This is a genomic window from Streptomyces sp. SID486 (genome assembly GCF_009865385.1).
Classification (GTDB): domain Bacteria; phylum Actinomycetota; class Actinomycetes; order Streptomycetales; family Streptomycetaceae; genus Streptomyces.
The window spans coordinates 1-18,066 of record NZ_WWJT01000249.1; the positions used below are offsets into that span (position 1 = coordinate 1).

At 73.8% G+C, this 18,066-nt stretch carries 18 protein-coding genes; 9 read left to right on the plus strand and 9 right to left on the minus strand.

Going from position 1 to position 18,066, the window contains the following annotated elements; genetic code table 11:
- The first annotated feature begins 217 nt into the window (after window positions 1–217).
- Together GT045_RS12340 and GT045_RS12345 are read left to right on the plus strand one after the other, a co-directional pair.
- Window positions 218–400, plus strand: a complete 183-nt coding sequence (locus GT045_RS12340) for a hypothetical protein (protein WP_161287480.1) — start codon at window positions 218–220, stop codon at window positions 398–400.
- 99 nt (window positions 401–499) lie between these two features.
- A complete protein-coding gene (locus GT045_RS12345) occupies window positions 500–1,555 on the plus strand; it encodes a glycosyltransferase 87 family protein (protein ID WP_202527877.1) in 1,056 nt (351 codons plus the stop codon).
- Here GT045_RS12345 and GT045_RS12350 read toward each other — a convergent pair.
- Entirely contained in the window at window positions 1,552–3,195 is a 1,644-nt protein-coding gene (locus GT045_RS12350) for a DNA repair helicase XPB (protein ID WP_161287478.1), read from the minus strand. The two genes, GT045_RS12345 and GT045_RS12350, sit on opposite strands and share 4 nt — an antisense overlap.
- Before the next feature lie 100 nt (window positions 3,196–3,295).
- A complete protein-coding gene (locus tag GT045_RS12355; protein WP_161334187.1) occupies window positions 3,296–5,932 on the minus strand; it encodes a helicase C-terminal domain-containing protein in 2,637 nt (878 codons plus the stop codon).
- 142 nt (window positions 5,933–6,074) lie between these two features.
- On the opposite strand from GT045_RS12355, the gene GT045_RS12360 reads away from it, so the two are divergent.
- Together GT045_RS12360 and GT045_RS12365 are read left to right on the plus strand one after the other, a co-directional pair.
- On the plus strand, window positions 6,075–7,163 hold the full coding sequence (locus GT045_RS12360; RefSeq protein WP_161334188.1) for a hypothetical protein: 1,089 nt from the start codon (window positions 6,075–6,077) through the stop codon (window positions 7,161–7,163).
- Between the two features lie 53 nt (window positions 7,164–7,216).
- Entirely contained in the window at window positions 7,217–7,861 is a 645-nt protein-coding gene (locus tag GT045_RS12365; protein WP_161289647.1) for a haloacid dehalogenase-like hydrolase, read from the plus strand.
- Here GT045_RS12365 and GT045_RS12370 read toward each other — a convergent pair.
- On the minus strand, window positions 7,825–8,088 hold the full coding sequence (locus tag GT045_RS12370) for a hypothetical protein (protein ID WP_161289644.1): 264 nt from the start codon (window positions 8,086–8,088) through the stop codon (window positions 7,825–7,827). The two genes, GT045_RS12365 and GT045_RS12370, sit on opposite strands and share 37 nt — an antisense overlap.
- A gap of 175 nt (window positions 8,089–8,263) precedes the next feature.
- Between GT045_RS12370 and GT045_RS40445 the strand changes: the two genes are divergently transcribed.
- Complete coding sequence (locus GT045_RS40445) at window positions 8,264–8,647, plus strand: cold-shock protein (RefSeq protein WP_161334189.1); 384 nt, start codon at window positions 8,264–8,266, stop codon at window positions 8,645–8,647.
- Window positions 8,648–8,695: 48 nt separating this feature from the next.
- Here GT045_RS40445 and GT045_RS12380 read toward each other — a convergent pair whose 3' ends face one another.
- The 4 genes from GT045_RS12380 to GT045_RS12395 all read right to left on the minus strand — a co-directional run bounded on the left by GT045_RS12380 (window position 8,696) and on the right by GT045_RS12395 (window position 12,178).
- A complete protein-coding gene (locus GT045_RS12380; RefSeq protein ID WP_161289638.1) occupies window positions 8,696–9,589 on the minus strand; it encodes a 1,4-dihydroxy-6-naphthoate synthase in 894 nt (297 codons plus the stop codon).
- Window positions 9,586–10,242 (minus strand): futalosine hydrolase, encoded by a 657-nt coding sequence (locus GT045_RS12385; RefSeq protein WP_345942624.1) that lies wholly within the window; start codon window positions 10,240–10,242, stop codon window positions 9,586–9,588. The genes GT045_RS12380 and GT045_RS12385 overlap by 4 nt, the downstream gene beginning before the upstream one ends.
- Before the next feature lie 56 nt (window positions 10,243–10,298).
- Window positions 10,299–10,772: a DUF2771 domain-containing protein gene (locus GT045_RS12390; RefSeq protein ID WP_161298463.1), complete on the minus strand. Its 474-nt coding sequence runs from the start codon at window positions 10,770–10,772 to the stop codon at window positions 10,299–10,301.
- A 62-nt stretch (window positions 10,773–10,834) separates the two neighbouring features.
- Window positions 10,835–12,178 carry an MFS transporter gene (locus GT045_RS12395; protein ID WP_161298469.1) on the minus strand — a complete coding sequence of 448 codons (1,344 nt, stop codon included), beginning with the start codon at window positions 12,176–12,178 and terminating at the stop codon, window positions 10,835–10,837.
- Between the two features lie 347 nt (window positions 12,179–12,525).
- On the opposite strand from GT045_RS12395, the gene GT045_RS12400 reads away from it, so the two are divergent.
- Complete coding sequence (locus tag GT045_RS12400; RefSeq protein ID WP_345942625.1) at window positions 12,526–13,449, plus strand: DUF3027 domain-containing protein; 924 nt, start codon at window positions 12,526–12,528, stop codon at window positions 13,447–13,449.
- A gap of 35 nt (window positions 13,450–13,484) precedes the next feature.
- Here the strand turns inward: GT045_RS12400 and GT045_RS12405 are convergent, their stop codons facing one another.
- Entirely contained in the window at window positions 13,485–13,907 is a 423-nt protein-coding gene (locus GT045_RS12405; protein WP_161298464.1) for an ATP-binding protein, read from the minus strand.
- Between the two features lie 114 nt (window positions 13,908–14,021).
- Between GT045_RS12405 and GT045_RS12410 the strand changes: the two genes are divergently transcribed.
- Window positions 14,022–14,867 (plus strand): helix-turn-helix transcriptional regulator, encoded by an 846-nt coding sequence (locus tag GT045_RS12410; RefSeq protein WP_161298465.1) that lies wholly within the window; start codon window positions 14,022–14,024, stop codon window positions 14,865–14,867.
- Complete coding sequence (locus GT045_RS12415; protein WP_161334190.1) at window positions 14,864–15,166, plus strand: DUF397 domain-containing protein; 303 nt, start codon at window positions 14,864–14,866, stop codon at window positions 15,164–15,166. Before GT045_RS12410 ends, GT045_RS12415 begins: the two co-directional genes overlap by 4 nt.
- Before the next feature lies 1 nt (window position 15,167).
- On the opposite strand, the gene GT045_RS12420 is transcribed toward GT045_RS12415, so the two are convergent.
- Window positions 15,168–16,880, minus strand: coding sequence for an alkaline phosphatase D family protein (locus GT045_RS12420; RefSeq protein ID WP_161334191.1), 1,713 nt, complete (start codon window positions 16,878–16,880; stop codon window positions 15,168–15,170).
- Window positions 16,881–17,067: 187 nt separating this feature from the next.
- Between GT045_RS12420 and GT045_RS12425 the strand changes: the two genes are divergently transcribed.
- A complete protein-coding gene (locus tag GT045_RS12425) occupies window positions 17,068–18,030 on the plus strand; it encodes a YihY/virulence factor BrkB family protein (protein ID WP_161334192.1) in 963 nt (320 codons plus the stop codon).
- The last annotated feature ends 36 nt before the right edge of the window (window positions 18,031–18,066 follow it).

Genomic DNA, 18,066 nt, shown 5'->3' on the forward strand with positions numbered 1-18,066 from the left:
GCCCCTGCCGTCGCCCGGCCCGCCGCCCCCCGCCGTCGCGCTGTCCCACGCCCCGGCCGTCGCCCGGTCCGCCGCCCCCGCCGTCGCGCGGACGTCCCCTAGGGGCTGCACCCGTCCGGCGTAGGGGTGCGGGTCCACCCGGAGATCTACTCGAAGCCGACGGAATTGGACCCGCAGACCGATGCGCGCCTTATGCCCGGCGTTCCACCATGGAGGCATGAGCGCAGCGACCATCACACCAGCCTCCGTCAGGCCGCCGACCGGCGCCACGGCCATGGACGGCCCGCACCACCACCCGCTGGGCAACGCCCTGCGAGCCGTGAAGGTGTTCGTCGAGGCGGCGTTCAGCGTCGTCATCCTCGGCGAGTACGGCGAGGAAGCGGGCATACGCCGCACGTGACGGCATAGGGTCGCGTCCGTGCGGAAACGGACCGCCCTGCCCCTCCTCGCCCTCTCCTTCGCCTCCTTCGTCACGCTGTGCGCCCTGCGCGGCGCACCCATGGCCGATCTCCTCGTCTACCGGGCCGAGGGCGCGGCCGTGGCCCGCGGCACCGATCTCTACGGCTTCACCGTCACCGAGTGGCGGCTCCCCGCGACCTATCCGCCCTTCGCGGCGATCCTCTTCGTCCCGGCCGCCTGGCTCCCCGTACCGGCCCTGAAAGCGGCGTTCCTCGCGGGCAACGCGTCCCTGCTCGCCGTCTTCGTCGCCCTGTCCGCCCGCCTCGCCTCCCGTCCGCTGCCCCTGCCCCTGCTCTGCTCGGCGACCGCGGTCGCGCTCTGGCTGGAGCCGGTCTTCCAGACGCTTCTGTTCGGCCAGGTCAACCTGGCCGTTGCCTGCCTGGCCCTGTGGGACCTGACCCGGCCGCCGGGCGCCCGCGCCAAGGGCCTCGCCCTCGGTGTCACGGCCGGCATCAAGCTCACCCCGGCCGTCTTCGTGGCCTACCTGCTCCTGCGGGGCCGGACACGGGAGGCGGCCACCGCGGCGGCGGGCTTCGGCGCGACGGCCGCGCTGGGGGCCGCCCTGCTGCCCTCCGCCAGCGCCGACTTCTGGACCCGGCGGCTGTACGAGACCGGGCGGGTGGGCAAGGCGTGGATCGTGGACAACCAGTCCCTGCGCGGACTGGTGGCCAGGGCCCTGGGCGACCCCGCGCCGGGCCTCGCCTGGGCGCTCCCGGCGGTGCTCGTCGCGGCGGCGGGCCTGGCACTGGCGGCCCGCGCGCGCCGGGACAGCCACGGCATCCTGCTGACCGCGTTCACGGCCCTGCTGATCTGCCCGGTCAGCTGGACCCACCACTGGGTGTGGTGCGTGCCGCTGCTCGCCGTGCTGCTCGCGGAGGGGCGGACCCGTACGGCCGCGCTGGTGGCCGTCGTCTTCACCGCCCGCACGATGTGGCTGGTGCCCCATGAAGGCGCCCTCGACCTGGAACTGCCCTGGTGGCAGCAGCCGTTGGCGGCCGCCTACCCGCTCCTGGCGCTCGGGCTGCCCCTCGCGTACGACAGCGTGACCAGCCGCCGCCCGGTCGCCCCGACCGAGCGGCCCGCGGAACCTGCCTAGCCCTCGGCCAGGATCTCGTCCGCGTCCACGATGCGGTAGGCGTAGCCCTGCTCGGCCAGGAAGCGCTGCCGGTGGGCGGCGAAGTCCTGGTCGATGGTGTCGCGGGCGACGACCGAGTAGAAGTGGGCCTGGTGGCCGTCGGCCTTGGGGCGCAGCACCCGTCCGAGCCGCTGGGCCTCCTCCTGCCGGGAGCCGAAGGTGCCGGAGACCTGGATGGCGACCGTGGCCTCGGGCAGGTCGATGGAGAAGTTGGCGACCTTCGACACCACCAGCACGCTGATCTCCCCCTCCCGGAACGCGTCGAAGAGCTTCTCGCGCTGGGCGTTGGAGGTCTCCCCCTTGATGACGGGGGCGTCCAGGTGCTCGCCCAGCTCGTCCAGCTGGTCGATGTACTGGCCGATGACCAGGATCTGCTGCCCGGCGAAGCGGCGGACGATGGCCTCCGTGACCTTCCGCTTGGTCGCGGTGGTGGCACAGAAGCGGTACTTCTCCTCCGTCTCGGCCGTCGCGTACGCCAGCCGCTCGGAGTCGGTCAGGTTCACCCGGACCTCGACACAGTCGGCCGGGGCGATGTACCCCTGCGCCTCGATCTCCTTCCAGGGCGCGTCGAACCGCTTGGGCCCGATGAGGGAGAACACGTCCGACTCGCGGCCGTCCTCCCGCACCAGGGTGGCGGTGAGCCCCAGCCGGCGGCGCGCCTGCAGATCGGCGGTGAACTTGAAGACCGGGGCGGGCAGCAGGTGCACCTCGTCGTAGACGATCAGGCCCCAGTCCCGGGAGTCGAACAGCTCCAGGTGCGGGTAGACGCCCTTCCGCTTGGTCGTCAGCACCTGGTACGTGGCGATGGTGACCGGCCGGATCTCCTTTTTCGTGCCGCTGTACTCGCCGATCTCGTCCTCGGTCAGCGAGGTCCGCTTCACCAGTTCGTGCTTCCACTGCCGGGCGGAGACGGTGTTGGTGACGAGGATCAGCGTGGTCGACTTCGCCTGGGCCATGGACCCGGCGCCGACCAGCGTCTTGCCGGCGCCGCAGGGCAGCACCACGACACCGCTGCCGCCGTGCCAGAAGTTCTCCACGGCCTGCTTCTGGTACGGGCGCAGCGCCCAGCTGTCCTCCAGCAGCTCGATCGGGTGCGCCTCACCGTCGACGTAACCCGCGAGGTCCTCGGCCGGCCAGCCCAGCTTCAGCAGCGTCTGCTTGATCTGCCCGCGTTCGGAGGGGTGCACCGCGACGGTGTCCGCGTCGATGCGGGCGCCGACCAGCGGGGCGACCCGCTTGGACTTCAGCACCTCCTCCAGCACCGGCCGGTCGGTGGTGGTGAGGACGAGTCCGTGCGTGGGGTGCTTGCTGAGGGTGAGGCGGCCGTAGCGGTCCATCGTCTCGGCGACGTCCACGAGCAGGGCGTGCGGCACGGGGTAGCGGCTGTACTGCACGAGGGCGTCGACGACCTGCTCGGCGTCGTGCCCCGCGGCCCGCGCGTTCCACAGGCCGAGCGGGGTGACCCGGTAGGTGTGGATGTGCTCGGGTGCCCGCTCCAGCTCGGCGAAGGGCGCGATAGCACGCCGGCAGTCGTCGGCCCGCTCGTGGTCGACTTCCAGGAGCAGGGTCTTGTCGGACTGGACGATCAGTGGACCATTCACGCGCGGCACACCCTTTCCACTACGGCCATTCCACTACGGCCAAACGTCCAGTGTGCCTCATCGGGCCGGGGTGCTCCGAGGCGTGCACCGGGCGGCCGCCTCAGTCGTCCGCCAGTTCCGCGACCCCGGTGATCCGGTGCAGCGGATACGTGCGCACCTCGTCCGCCGTGTGGTCGTACGCCGTGACGAAACCGCCCTCGACCCGGATCGGGGCGATGACCCGCTGGCTGGCGGCGCCCTCGGCGTTGACGTAGCCGATCCACACGGATTCCCCGGTCAGGACGGCGGCCTGCATGGTGGCCAGGGTCTCGGCGGAGGAGGTCCGGGGCAGCTCGCCGCCCGCGAGCGGCTCGCCGACGGGCTTGCGCGGGGCGGTGGCGGCCAGGTCACCGGCCCGGATCGCACGGACCGCGGCCCCGAGCAGCGTCGCGTCGGGCGGCGGCGGCCCGTCCGGCACGGGCTCGGGCGCGGTGCGCGGCGGGGTGCGGTGGGCGTGGGCACGGGTGATCAGGACATCACCCTCCGCGGACTCGGCGGCGGGCGCGTACCCCATGGCGCGCAGCCCCTCCAGCAGGGTCGCCGGGTCGGTCGGCGCGGCCAGCACGGTCGGGGCCAGCCGGCGCAGCCGCAGGGCGGCGGCCCGCTTGTCGGCGAGGATCTCGTTCAGCAGGGCGTCGTCGTCGCAGCGCACGTACGCCGAGGCCGCGCCGATCCGCAGGTGGCCGTGTCTGCGGGCCACGTCGTCGATCAGGTAGGCGAGCGGCTGCGGCACCGGGGTGCGGGAGTGCTCGGTGAGGAAGGCGTGCAGGTCGGTGGCTGTCTGTCCGGCGTCCAGGGCCCGCCGGACGGACGCGGGGGTGAACCGGTACACGGTCGCGCCGCCCTTGGACTCCACGTCCGCCAGTACGTCCAGCATGTCCGCGAGCGGGCGGCGCAGCGGACCGGGGGCGACCGCGGTCAGGTCGGCCTGGAGCAGGACGTGGTCCAGCGGCTCGGGCAGCAGCGGGGCGAGCAGCCGGACCGCGGCCGCGGTGGCCACCGCCTGCTCGGCGGGAGAGAGCGGCACGAGCCGCTCGGGCGCCCGGTGGTGGTGCACCGGCAGCTTGTCGCCGGGCCCGGCGGCGGGCTCGAGGGAGCCTGCGGGCTCCGGGGATCCGGCGGACTTCGGGGATCCGGCGGACTTCGGGGATCCGGCGGGCACCGGTGGTCCGGCGGGTGCGCCGGCCGGGGTGCCGGGGCCGGTGGCGGGCACCGGTGTGCCCAGCAGAGCGCGTCCCTGGGACGCCAGCGCCCCCCGCCCGGTCACGCCGAGCAGTTCCGCCTCCGACAGGGTCCAGCGGGCCAGCCGGGAGCGCAGGTCGTCCGCGCCGTCCCGCTGGGCCCCCCGCAGCGGCCGTTCCCAGTGCAGCCGGGCCAGCACCGACTCGGCGTCCGGGGCCGTGCCCTGCGGCAGCGCGGCGAGCAGGGACAGCACCCGGTGCCGTACCTCGGGCGCGGCGGACCGGTCGAGCCCCGGACCGAGCGCCGACAGGGCCCGGTCCTTCGCGTCCCGGCCGCCCACCAGCCCCGGTGTGCGGGTGGCCGTCAGCCATGCCTGGGCGAGCCGGCCCCAGCGCTCGGCCGGTGGCTGCTCCAGCCACTCGTCGTAGGCGGGGGTCGCCGCGTACCGCTCGTCGGCCTCCCCGTCGGAGGCGATCAGACCGGCCGCGTACGTCAGTTCGGTCCAGAAGGCGGCGACCGGCTCGGACACGTCGAGCGCCACGGCGGTCCGCTTCAGGTCCCGCACGCTCAGACCGCCCGCCCGCAGCACGGCCGGCCCGCCCTCGTCCCAGTCCTTCAGCAGCTCCTCCACGGTGGCCAGCGCCGTGTACGCCTGTCCCGCCGCGGTCGCGTCCACCACCTGCGGGCTGTGGGCCGCGGCCGGCAGCACGGCGGGCGGCCGCGGCTCCGGTGTGCGATGGGCCCGGCCCGCCCGCAGATGCAGGGCGACCTCGCGGGGCAGCACCACCGTGCCCGGGGCGGTCGGCAGCAGCAGGCCGCGGTCCAGCAGCCAGCGCAGGTGCGCCGCCGGGTCCGCGGTGACCTGCCCGTACGGCGGCCCCCACACCAGCCGGGACAGCACCTCGCGGGCCGGTTCCGGGGCACCCGCCAGCAGCTTCGCCATCTTCCTGCGGTGACCGAACAGCCCGGTCAGCGCGGTCACGGCGGACACCGAGTCGTGCGTGGACGGCAGCCCCGCCGCCGTCACGATCTCCTGGATCCGCCCCGGCGACATGCCCGAGGTGGCCTCCTGCACGGTCGGGCCGAGCCCGGTCGGCGACGGGTGCTGCGGTGCGGGGGCGAGCAGCTCGCGGGCGGTGCGCACCAGCCGCAGCCGGTCGTCACCGCCCCACACCAGTGCCTGCTCGCGCAGGACGGCGACGGCCCGCGGCAGCGCACCGGCCACCGCCTCGTCACCGGCGTCCCCGGCCATGAGGCCGAGCAGGGTGTCGTACGACGCCGGGTCCGGGGCGACGGCCAGCGCCTCCGCGGTCTGCAGCGCGAACCGGTCCAGCCGCTCCAGCGCGCGCAGCACGGAGGCGCGCGTGCCGGCGCGCGTGGCGAGCTGGGTGAGATCGGTGGGTACGGGAGTGATGAGGTCCGGGCGGTCGCGCAGCAGCGCGGCCAGGGAGGCGTCGTCCCGCGTGCGGAGCGCCTCCGCGAGGGACCGAGGGGCTGAGTGGGCCTCGGGGCTCATCCGGCCAACGTTAGCCGACATCCCGGCGCCACCGGAGAGGTCGGCCGCGCCCGGGGGAGGGGCCCGGGGCCGGGGCGGCCGCCCCGGCGGAAGCGGTACGGTCCTCACCGGGGTTTCAGTCGGCGCACCCCGGAGGGGTTCCGTGGGGATCGAGAGCGATCAGGTCGTCTACGAGTATCTGAGCCGCGTCGGGGACATCGCCCAGCAGCGTCAGCTGCCGTCGGCGACGCGGATGCGGCTCGTGTCGGAGCTGCGCAACGAGATCGACCGGTGCCGGGCGAGGGCGACGGTGGACTCGCCCGCCGCCGTCCGCCGCATCCTGGACGGCTTCGGCACACCGGACGAGGTGGTCGCGGCGGCCGGCGGCACCGGTGGGTCCCCGCAGCCGCCGCCCGCGGCCGTACCGGCACAGCCCTCCTCCGGGGCGCGGGCGCCGGAACCGGCGGAGCGGGAACGGCCGAAGGGGCTGCGGCGGGTCGTACCGCGCCAGCGTCCGGCGCAGTCCGTCCCGCCGGTGCGGCGGGACGGTCCGGCCCCGCCGCATCTCGCCCCCGCGCACGAACTCGGCGACGGCGCGGCGGCGCCCGACTGGTGGCGCCTGAGCACCGGGGGCCTGCTGGCGGACACCGACCCGGTGCCGGGATTCGTCGGCGGGGTGGAGATCCCCGAACTGCTCCGGCGGCCCTCGGGGGAGGCCGCCGCCGACAAGCCGGACGAGCCTGGCGAGCCCGTGGAGACCGCTGAGGAAGGCAGGGCGGGCAAGGCGGCCAGGCGGGGCAAGCGGGGCAGGGCGGTCGAGCGGGACGGGGCGGCGGACGGCGCCGGGGCGTCCGTACCCGCCGTACCCGCGCTCGGACCTCGCCCGCGCCGCCGCTTCCTCCCCGGGCCCGCCACGGGATGGTCCAACCCCCTTCTGCTGCTGGCCGCCGCCGCGCTCGTCGCGGGGACCGTGCTCGGCAACTGGTTCGCGCTGCTCCTCGGCTGGGCGATCGCCTACGGTTCCCGGCGGCTGACGGCCGCGGAGACCAGGTGGGCGGTGATGGTGCTGCCGGGCACGGCGCTCGCGGCCGGGCTGGTGTGGCTGTGGGGGCGCGGCGAGGGCCGCTGGGGCGAGCCGGTCGCCCAGGGGCACCTGAACGACGCCGTCGCCGAGACCTGGCCGTGGGTGGTCCGGGGCGCGGCCCTGGCGTCGGCCCTGTATCTCGTCTGGCGCTCCCAGCGGAGGGGATGACCGGCCCCGGCCGTGCGGCGGCGGGCCCGTTCCCCGCCGGTGCACCCGGCACAATGGCCCTCATGGCCTCCACCCTGACCGTCGGCTTCGACCTCGACATGACCCTCATCGACTCGCGGCCGGGCATCCGTGCCTGTTACCTCGCCCTGTCGGAGCGGACCGGGACGTTCATCGACGCCGATCTGGCGGTGACCCGGCTCGGGCCACCGCTCGTGGACGAGCTGACCCAGTGGTTCCCGGCCGAGCAGGTGCCGGCCATGGCCGCCCTGTACCGCGAGATGTACCCGTCCATAGCCGTCGCCGCGAGCCCCGCGATGGACGGCGCCCGGGAGGCGGTGGACGCGGTGCGCGCGGCCGGCGGGCGGACGATGGTGGTGACGGCGAAGTACGAACCGAACGCCAAGCTGCACCTGGCCCACCTCGGCATCGAGCCGGACGTGGTCGTCGGCGACCTGTGGGCCGAGCAGAAGGCGGCGGCGCTGCGCGAGTACGGCGCCGGTGTGTACGTCGGGGACCATGTCGGGGACGTGCGCGGGGCCCGTGCGGCAGGTGCGTTTTCGGTCGCCGTCGCGACCGGCCCGTGCCCGGCCGAGGAGCTGGCCTCGGCCGGTGCGGACGTCGTCCTGACCGGTCTCTCCGCCTTCCCGGGGTGGCTCTCCGGCTACCGGGAGGCGCCCGGCGCCGCGCCGCGCGCCTGACGCCGGCCGGCGGCGGCCGACCGCAGGACACCGGCACCGGCGACGAGGAATCCGACGGCCATGAGCATGCTCAGACCGAACATGTAGGTCGGAAAGGGCCTCGCCCCGAAGAACAGCGGGGCCACCGTGACGAGGGTGGCCACCGCCCCGAGGAAGAAGACGACGGCACCGGCGCGGATCAGCCGCTCACCGGGCCCGGCGGAATTCGCTTGGGTTTTGTCACGCACCGGACCAGGGTAGTTCCCTGCGCGAGAGAACAACCGGGGGACGTCTTGTCACCCGCCCCAAGACCATTAGCCTTGGTAGCGCTTGGTATCGGCGGGTCGTGACCGGCCCGCTCGAGTGCTGTCAAGAGCCGTTTCCGAAGTAGTTTTCCCAACGAGTACGAGGACGAGGACAGACGTGCCTACCGGCAAGGTCAAGTGGTTCAACAGTGAGAAGGGCTTCGGCTTTCTCTCCCGCGACGACGGCGGTGACGTCTTCGTCCATTCCTCGGTTCTCCCCGCCGGAGTCGATGTGCTCAAGCCGGGTCAGCGCGTGGAGTTCGGGGTCGTCGCCGGTCAGCGCGGCGACCAGGCGCTGTCGGTGGTGCTGCTCGACCCGACGCCGTCGGTCGCCGCCGCCCAGCGCAAGAAGCCGGACGAGCTGGCGTCGATCGTGCAGGATTTGACGACCCTTCTCGAGAACATCACGCCGATGCTGGAGAAGGGCCGTTACCCGGAGAAGACCTCCGGCAAGAAGATCGCCGGTCTGCTCCGCGCGGTCGCCGACCAACTGGACGTCTGAGGAACCGGACCGGACCCCGGACGAAATCGGCCGGAATCCGGTGACCCGTCAGGGAAACGCGAGCGCATCCCGGCCGAGGGGCGGTACCAGCCCCTCGGCCGCCGCGCGGGTGAGCAGACCGCGGACCGCCGCATAGCCGTTCTCGCCGAGATCGGCGGTGAACTCGTTGACGTACAGCCCGATGTGCTGGTCCGCGACGGCCGGGTCCATCTCCTGGGCGTGCGCCATGACGTACGGCCGGGAGACCTCCGGGTCGTCCCACGCGGCCCGTACGGAGGCGCGGATCGAGTCGGCGAGCCGCCCGAGCGCCTCGGCGCCCAGCGACCGCCTGGCGATGATCGCGCCCAGCGGGATCGGCAGCCCGGTGGTCCGCTCCCAGTGCTCGCCCATGTCGGCGAGCTTGTGCAGCCCGTAGTTCTGGTAGGTGAACCGGGCCTCGTGGATGACCAGTCCCGCGTCCACCTTGCCGTCCCGCACGGCCGGCATGATCTCGTGGAACGGCATGACCACGATCTCGCCGACCCCGCCCGGCACCGTGTCCGCGGCCCACAGGCGGAACAGCAGGTAGGCCGTCGACCTCTCGCTCGGCACGGCGACCGTACGCCCCGCCAGTCCCGCCCCGCCGGCAGCGGGGGAGTCGCCCCCGGCGCCCGGCCCCGGCTCGCGGGTGAGCACCAGCGGCCCGCAGCCCCGCCCCAGCGCACCACCGCAGGGCAGCAGCGTGTACTCGCCGAGGACGTAGGGCAGGACGGCGTACGACACCTTCAGCACGTCGAACTCGCCGCGCTCGGCCATGCCGTTGGTGATGTCGATGTCGGCGAAGGTCACGTCCAGGGCGGGGGCGCCGGGGACGCGGCCGTGGGCGAGGGCGTCGAAGACGAACGTGTCGTTCGGGCAGGGGGAGTACGCGATCTGCAGCGGCTCATGCGTCGGGTGCGTCATGTGCGGTTCCAACTCTCCAGTGCGGGCGCGAGCTTCCCGAAGCCCTCGGTGAGGGCGGCGAGGGCGTCGGCTATGCGCCAGGCGGACCGGTCGCGCGGCCCGACCGGGTTGGAGACCGCGCGGACCTCCAGGACGGGCACACCGTGCGCGGCGGCGGCCTCCGCCACCCCGAAACCCTCCATGGCCTCGGCGAGCGCGCCGGGGTGCCGGGCGCTCAGGGCGGCGGCGCGGCCGGCGGTGCCGGTCACCGTCGACACGGTCAGGATCGTGCCGGTACGGGCGCCGGTGGCCTCGGACACGACTCGTACGAGTGATTCGGGCGGCCGGTGGGTGATGGTTCCGAAGCCGAGTTCGGTGACCGGAAGGAAGCCGTCGGCGGTCTCGGCGCCCAGGTCGGCCACCGTGATGGCGTCGGCGACGACGAGCGAGCCGACGGGCGCCCCGGGCGGGAAGCCGCCCCCGATCCCGGCCGACACGACCAGGCCGTAGGGGCGGCCGGCCAGCGCGGCGGCGGTGAGGGCGCCCGCGGTGCCGGCGGCGGCGAGCGCCGGACCGACACCCGCGGCGAGCAGGTCCCAGCCCGCGGCCGTACGGCACAGGGTCCCGCCCGGCAGCGGCACCTCCTCGGCCGCCCCGGGCAACGCCCGGGCCACCGCGTCCCGCTCTACGGGGACCGCGGTGGCGACGAGGACCGGTACGGAAGGCGTGATCAGGCCTTCTTCAGCTTGAAGGACCAGAAGCCCTTCTTCGTCTTGTCGCCCATCTGGATGGCGAGCGTGTTGGTGGTGCCGCCCGTGCCGTACTGCTCCTGGAAGAACGCGCCGTTCGGGATCGTGCGGTACGTCTCCTTGCTGACGTCGCTGAACGGGCGGCCGTTGACCAGCACGATCCAGCCCGCGTCCGCGATCTTCGGGTCGACGCCGATGCGGACGGTCTCGTCCTGGCCGACCTTGATCGACTTGGCGTCGCCCGCGTTCTTGAGGCAGTCCTTCAGGGAGTCGGCGTCCAGCGCCTTGCCGTCGTTGTAGCAGAGGGCCTCGGAGTTGACCGAGTCCCCGCCGACGGTGATCGTCGCCACGGGCGACGGCTTGTCACAGGCCGACAGGACGAGCAGTCCGGCGGAAACGGCGCCGGCGACTGCGACGGCGCGGCGGCGTCGCACAACGGATTGCAGCGTGGTCATGGCGGAAGGCTATCGGGCGGCCCGAGCCGTCCGCCCACGTGGGGTGCGGCGTGCCCGGTTCGTTACGCCACGCGTGCCCGGGTCCGGCCGCCCTGCCGGGCCGAGACGACCAGCCCGCGCAGCGTCGACAGCCAGCCGACGGCCACGAACGCGGCCCCGACCAGCAGCCCCAGCATGCCGTTGAGCGGCATCACGATGCCGACGGCGCCCCCGAACACCCACGCCATCTGCAGCAGCGTCTCCGAGCGGGCGAACGCCGAGGTCCGCACCGACTCCGGCACGTCCCGCTGGATCAGCGCGTCCAGCGCCAGCTTGGCCAGCGCCTGCCCGAACCCGGCCACCGCCGCCAGACAGGCCACCAGGAACGCCCCGAAGAACAGCCCTGCGACGACCGAGGCGCCCAGCACCACGGCGACGACCGTCACGATGATGATCTCCGGGGCGCGCGACCTGAGCCATGCCCCCACGGCCGTCCCCAGGGCGTTGCCCGCGCCCGCCGCGACCCCCACTATCCCCAGCGACACCGCGGCGTTCTGCCCGGTCAGCGGATGCTCGCGGAGCAGGAAGGCGAGGAAGAAGATCAGGAAGCCGGACAGGCAGCGCAGCGCCGCGTTGGCACCCAGCGCGTGCGTCACGGCCGGCCCGACCGTCCGCAGCCCCGGCCGCCTGGCCTGCCGGCGGCACGGCCCGTGCAGATGCTGCTCGTCGGCCGCCAGCAGCGCCACGTCCTCGCCCTTGGCCGAATCGACCGTGGGCGGCAGCGAGAACGACAGAAACGTCCCGGCAGCGAAGATCACGAAAGCGCCGTAGAGCGGCCACGGGTCGCCGAGGGCGTGCAGTCCCGCCCCGACCGGCGCGGCGGCCCCGGTGGCCAGCAGCCCCGCCAGGGTGACCCGGGAGTTGGCCTTCACCAGCGAGAACCGCGGCGGCAGCAGCCGCGGCACGACGGCACTGCGGACCACGCCGTACGCCTTGGACGCCACCAGCACGCCCAGCGCAGCCGGGTACAGCTCCAGCCCGCCGGTCGCCACCGCCCCCGAGACGACCAGCGCGAGCAGCGCCCGCGCCAGCATCGCCCCGGCCATCGCGGCCCGCCGCCCGTGCGGCAGCCGGTCCAGCAGCGGACCGATGACCGGAGCGAGGACCGTGAACGGTGCCATCGTGATGGCGAGGTAGAGCGCGACCCGCCCACGCGCCTCGTCGGTGGGCACGGAGAAGAACACGGTGGAGGCCAGCGCCACGGTGATCATGACGTCCCCGGCGCCGTTCACCGCGTGCAGCTCGATCAGCTTGCCCAGGCCCGACTCGCCCGCCCCGTGCGCGTGCGTGGCCCTGCGGATACCGCGCGCCGGACCGGTCACGGGGAAGTGCAGGGCACGGCCGACCGCGCGGACGGCCGTGCCCACCCGGCCCGAACCGCCGCCCCGGTCACTCGCCTTGTCCGTGGCTGCCACGACGTTCATAGTGCCCCGAGATGCGGTCCGATAGTGCGGTACGGCACGGATGGCGGTGTACGGCCCGCGGCGAGGGGCCCGCACGGCTCCCGGTCGGCCGGCCCAGGTGGGCGGGTGGGAATATCCACGAATCCCGCCCGGTGTAGCGTGCCTATCTCAGCCATAACGCAGAATGGATGGCAGAGGTGCGCCCGGGCGCGCGGATGCAGACGTCGATGCGGTCCCCAGGTCCGCTCCGTAGGCGAAACCGCCGGAGGCAGCCGCACTCGACGAGACGGCGTAGGAGAGAAGCGATACCTGTGAGCGCGACAACGCGAAGCCGCACCCCCGACCGCCTGTGCGCCGAGGCCGTCGACCTCGCCCGCGCCGCCGCCGAGGAGGCCGCCGCCCCCGGCGTGGTCGGCGAGCACACCGGCCTCGTGGCGGAGGGCGACCGCGTTGTCACGCACTTCTTCGAGTGCAAGGAACCGGGCTACCGGGGCTGGCGCTGGGCCGCGACGGTGGCCAGGGCCTCCCGTGCCAAGTTGGTGACCCTGGACGAGGTCGTCCTGCTGCCCGGCCCCGACGCCCTCCTCGCCCCCGAATGGGTCCCGTGGAGCGAGCGCCTGCGCCCGGGCGACCTCGGCCCCGGCGACCTGCTCCCGACCGACCAGGACGACCTGCGCCTGGAGCCCGGCTACGTCGGCGAGGAGGAGCCCCCGTCGAACTCGCCGGTCTCCGAGGAGATGCGCGAGCTGGCGGAGGCCGAGGACGCCGACGTCACCCCCGGCGCCCCCGCCGTCCAGCCGACGATCCCCACCCGTGGCTCGATCGCCGCGGTCGCCGAGGAACTCGGCATGCGGCGCGCGCGTGTCCTGTCCCGCTACGGCCTGCACAGTGCGGCCGACCGCTGGGAGGACGCCTTCGGCCCCAAGACCCCGATGGCCCAGGCGGCCCCGGCCACCTGTGTGAGCTGCGGCTTCCTGACCCCGATCGGCGGCTCCCTCGGGCAGGCGTTCGGCGTCTGCGCCAACGAGTTCTCCCCGGCGGACGGGCGCGTGGTCTCCCTGGCCTACGGCTGCGGCGGTCACTCGGAAGCCGCGGTCATGCCGAAGCCCCCGCAGCCCGCCGCGCCGGTCATCGACGAGACCCGGGTCGACCCCTTCCCGCTCCGCCCGGCCCGCGACTCCGGCTCGGTCCCGGAGACGGGCGACGACGAGACGGCGGAACTCGGCCACTCCTGACCCCCGGCTTCCGGCGGCACCGCCCGCCCGTCCCCCTACCGCCGGCCCACCTCGGCCCACACGGTCTTGCGGGGTGACGGCCCGGGCGCCGTACCCCAGCGCCGCGCGAGCGCGTCCACGAGGAGGAGCCCCCGGCCGCCGTCCGCCTCGGGCGCGCTGCCCAGGCACCGGGGCAGCCGGTCACCGCGCGTGTCGGTGACCTCGATCCGGAGGGTGTCGCCGACGACGTAGAGCGTCAGCCGGAAGTCCCGTCCGGCGACCCGGCCGTGGGTGGCGGCGTTGGCGGCGAGCTCGGCCACGATCAGCTCCGCCGGGTCCAGCGGGAACGCCCAGGACCGCAGTTGCTCCCGGGCCAGCAGCCGGGCGAGCCGGGCGCCCCGGGGCGTGGAGGAGAGCTTCACGGTGAAGTTCGGGATGCTCGGAGAGCCGGGGCCGTAGGTGGAGATTTCCTGGTTCACATCACTCAGCGTGGCGGCGCCTGCTACCTGTGAACAGTGACCGAGGGGCTGCGTACGGTCACTGTCCGTGTGTTGTCCGGGGGTGTCCGGGCTGTCGGGAAGAGGTGCGGTGGCATGAGCGAGGAAGAGGAGCCGGGCTGGGAGGTCGAGCCGGACGACGAGTGGGGCCTCGCCGTCATCGCGACGGTGGGACGTCAGTTGCGGCTGCGCCGGGAGGCGGTGGGCATGCGCGCGGCCGACTTCGGCAAGGCCGTCGGGTACGGCGAGGACATGGTCTACAAGGTCGAGTCCGGCAAGCGCATCCCGAGGCCGGAGTACCTCGACAAGGCGGACAAGGTCCTGGACGCGGGCGGGTTGCTCGCCGCGATGAAGGAGGACGTGGAGAAGGTCCGCTATCCCAAGAAGGTCCGGGATCTGGCGGAGGTGGAGGCGAAGGCGGTGGAAATCGGGGTGTATGAGACCAGCAACATTCACGGCCTATTGCAGACCACTGAGTACGCCCGTGCTCTGCTTGAGTGTTGGCAGCCCGCGTACGCGCCGAAAGATCTGGAGCGGCGGGTGTCCGCTCGAATGGCTCGCCAGTCCATCTTCGAGAGGGCGCCTGCGCCGGCTCTGAGCTTCGTCTTGGAAGAGGCGACGCTGCGCCGGAGGGTTGGAGGCACAATGGTGCGGCGACAGCAGTTCGAACGTCTGCTTGAAATCGGCCGGTTGAACAACGTCACGCTCCAGGTGATGGCCCTGGACAGCCCACCGCATCCGGGTATGAGTGGACGGATCGAGTTGCTGAAGTTCGAGGACGGCACTGCTGTCGGTCGGTCGGACGGCGCATACATCGGTCGTCCCGTCTCGAACCTGCGGGAGCTACGCGTCCTGGAGCTGCGGTATGGCACCATCCGGGCGCAGGCCCTTCCCCCCGGGGAGTCGCTGGACCTCATCGAGCGCGTGCTGGGAGAAACATGATCCGCTGGTTCAAGAGCAGTTACAGCAGTAGTAGCGAGGCCGACTCCTGCGTCGAAGTAGGTCTGCACTGGTTCAAGAGCAGCTACAGCAGCGGTCCCGACGGCGACTCCTGCGTCGAAGTAGGCCTGCACTGGTTCAAGAGCAGCTACAGCGACGGTCCCGAAGGCGACTCCTGTGTCGAAGTCGCCCCCACCCCCTCCGTCATCCGTGTCCGTGACTCCAAGCAGACCCACGGTCCGCAGCTCGCCCTCGCGCCCGCCAGCTGGGCGGAGTTCGTGTCGTACGCCGCCCGGCACTGAACTACCTGGCGGTCAGTTCGGTCTCGTGGACGGTGTGCAGCGTCTGGTCCTCACCGGTGCGCTCCAGGCGCAGGCGGGCGGAGCGGCCGTGGAGGGTCAGGGTCATGAGCTGGTTGCCGAACCACGGGCCGCCCCGCTTGCGCCACCGCACCGGCGGCCGGGGACAGCGACCGTGCCGGGCCAGCAGCCGCCCCAGCACACGGGCCGGGGCACTCCAGCCGAACCGGAAGCCGACCCGCATCAGCAGCGGCACGGAGTTGTGCACGGGCGAGCAGGTCAGCTGGACCACGGGAATGACGGGGGCGGCGGAGGCTCCGGTGGGCCACTCGGCCTCGGCGACGTACCCGTGGTGGACGTCGCCGGACAGCACGCACACGCTCGCCGGTGCGCCCGGCCGGGACCCGGCCTCCGCTATGAGGCCGGCGAGGTCGGTGAAGGACCGCGGGAAGGCCGCCCAGTGTTCGAGGTCGGCTCCGCGGCGCAGCCACTCGCCGAAGCGGGCCCAGCGTGCGCCGCGTTCCCCGGCGCACAGGGCCGCGTCCCACGCCTCGGTGTCGTGCACCAGGTGCGGCAGCAGCCACGGCAGGGAGGTACCGATCAGGAGATGGTCGTAGGCCCCCTGCCCGCCCGGCTCCTGCCCGCCTGACCCCTGGCCGCCAGGCCCGTCCTCGCCCGGCTCCGGTCCGCCCGTCCCCGGTCCGCCCAGCACCTGCTCGCGCAGCCAGTCGGCCTCACCCGGGTCGAGCATCGCGCGGCGGTCCTCGGCCAGGACCCGCGCGGCCCGGGAGTCGACCATCACCACGCGGACCCGGCCGAAGTCGCGCCGGTAGCTGAAGCGGACGGAGGCGAGGTCGGCGTCGGCCCGTTCGGCGAGAGCGCGCAGCGCGTCCGTGCCGTCCGGGGCGGCACGGACGGCGGCCCAGGTCGGGTCCTCGGCCAGTTCGGCGGGGGAGAGGTTGCCCAGGTGCTGGTGGACCCAGTACGACATCAGGCCGGCCAGCAGCCGCTTCTGCCACCAGTCGGTGGCGCGCATGTCGGCGAGCCAGGCGGCGGAGGTGTTCCAGTCGTCCACGATGTCGTGGTCGTCGAAGATCATGAAGCTGGGCACGGTGGACAGCAGCCAGCGGATCTCGGGGTCCAGCCACGATTCGTAGTAGAGGTGGCAGTACTCCTCGTAGTCCGTGACCTGACTGCCGGGCGCCCGGTCCAGGTCGCGGCGGCCGGCCAGCCAGCGCCGGGTCTCCTCGGAGGTCTCGTCGGCGTAGACCTGGTCGCCCAGCAGCAGCAGGGCGTCGGGGCGCTCGGCACCGGGGTCGGCCATCAGCCGCTTGGCGAGGGTGTCCAGGGCGTCCGGGCCGATCGGGTCCTTGCCGTCGGCCGGCGGCGCGGCCCAGCGGCAGGAACCGAAGGTGACGCGGACGGCCTCGCCGGCGCCCGGTGACCGGATGACGGAGGGCGGGAAGCGGGAGTCGGCGAGGGGCCACACCGGGGCCTCGTCCAGGAACACCTCGTACGAGGGCGAGGTGCCCGGTGTGAGGCCGGTCACCGTCACGAGCGCGTAGTGGTGACCGGCCACCCGGAAGGTGGGGGCCGTGCCGCCCGCGCCGTCCGAGCAGCGGACCCGGGCGGTGCAGGGCCCGCTCGTCTCGACCCACACGGTCGCGCACGAGCCGTCGGTGTACCTCAGCAGTGGTCCCAGACGCAGTTCCGCCATGTGAGCGCCTTCCTGTCTCGCGCGGTGGGAAAGGATCGGCCGTGGAGACCGTACAAGCCCGGCGGGCGGCGGGCGCCCGACGGTCATGTACCGCGTCTGCCTCCGTCCGGCGCGGGCATGCGGAGTGGGACGGCCCGCGAGGGAGGCCGGGGGAGGGCCGGGGCGGTCCGAGGGAGGACGAGGGAGCATGGGGACGGTGGTGCATGTCCCGCAGACGCGGGACATGATCGGGGACGAGCTCTCCGGCGACGAGGCGTACTGCGCGCTGCGCCGCTACGGAGGCGTGCGCCTGCTGCTCGACGCCTTCTCCCGGTTCCGCTACGCCGACGGCTTCACCAACGCACGGGCCCTCGGCTTCCAGATCGTGCTGGGCATGGTGCCGTTCACCATCGCGCTGGTCGGCCTCGCCACGGCCGCGCACACGGAGAGCGTGGGGCGCGTCATCGAGCTGACCCTCGGCAGGATCGGGCCGGGTACCGGTTCGGACGTGATCCAGGACGCGCTGCGCGGCACCCGCCGCACGGCCGGCTCCGGCGTGTGGAGCACGGTCGCGCTCAGCCTCGGGCTGGTGTTCTCCGTCCTCAACCTGGCGTCGGCCATGGGCCAGGTCGAACGGGGCGCCAACCGCATCTACGGCATCGAACGGGACCGGCCCTTCCCGCGGAAGTACGGCCGCGGCGTGCTCCTCGCCTTCGCGGCCGGCCTGCCGATGGTGCTGGGCTTCCTGGTCCTGGTCGCCGGTCAGGCCGTCGGCTCCGCGACGGCCGAGGCGCTGGGGTGGCCAGGGCCCCCGGCGTGGTGGGGCGCCCTGGAGATACCCGTGGGCACGGCGCTGGCCTGGGTGGCCTCCGCCGTCATCTTCCGCTGGTCGCCGCGCCGGGACCAGCCGGGCTACACCTGGCTGGCGTTCGGGTCCGCCGTCCACCTGGTGCTGTGGGTCACCGCCACCTGGCTGCTGGCGCTGTACGTCTCCCGCAGCGGCTCCTTCGGCGCCGTCTACGGCCCCCTCACCGCCTTCGTCGCCCTGCTGCTGTGGGCCAACCTGACGGGTGTCGCGCTGTTCCTGGGCATCGCGTTCGCCGCGCAGCTGGAGGCGGCCCGCGCCGGCCTGGGCCGCGCCGTGAAACCGGACCCCGGCCAGGGCCCCTGACACCAGCCGCCGCCCGCACCCGCCCGCGCCCGGGGC

Bases quoted from the DNA above. Each gene is read 5' to 3' on its own strand.
- GT045_RS12380 (WP_161289638.1), bottom strand. From the start codon at position 9,589: ATGACGCACCCGACGCATGAGCCGCTGCAGATCGCGTACTCCCCCTGC.
- GT045_RS12365 (WP_161289647.1), top strand. From the start codon at position 7,217: ATGGCCCTCATGGCCTCCACCCTGACCGTCGGCTTCGACCTCGACATG.
- GT045_RS12415 (WP_161334190.1), top strand. From the start codon at position 14,864: ATGATCCGCTGGTTCAAGAGCAGTTACAGCAGTAGTAGCGAGGCCGAC.
- GT045_RS12410 (WP_161298465.1), top strand. From the start codon at position 14,022: ATGAGCGAGGAAGAGGAGCCGGGCTGGGAGGTCGAGCCGGACGACGAG.
- GT045_RS12355 (WP_161334187.1), bottom strand. From the start codon at position 5,932: ATGAGCCCCGAGGCCCACTCAGCCCCTCGGTCCCTCGCGGAGGCGCTC.
- GT045_RS12345 (WP_202527877.1), top strand. From the start codon at position 500: ATGGCCGATCTCCTCGTCTACCGGGCCGAGGGCGCGGCCGTGGCCCGC.
- GT045_RS12425 (WP_161334192.1), top strand. From the start codon at position 17,068: ATGGGGACGGTGGTGCATGTCCCGCAGACGCGGGACATGATCGGGGAC.
- GT045_RS12420 (WP_161334191.1), bottom strand. From the start codon at position 16,880: ATGGCGGAACTGCGTCTGGGACCACTGCTGAGGTACACCGACGGCTCG.
- GT045_RS12390 (WP_161298463.1), bottom strand. From the start codon at position 10,772: ATGACCACGCTGCAATCCGTTGTGCGACGCCGCCGCGCCGTCGCAGTC.
- GT045_RS12340 (WP_161287480.1), top strand. From the start codon at position 218: ATGAGCGCAGCGACCATCACACCAGCCTCCGTCAGGCCGCCGACCGGC.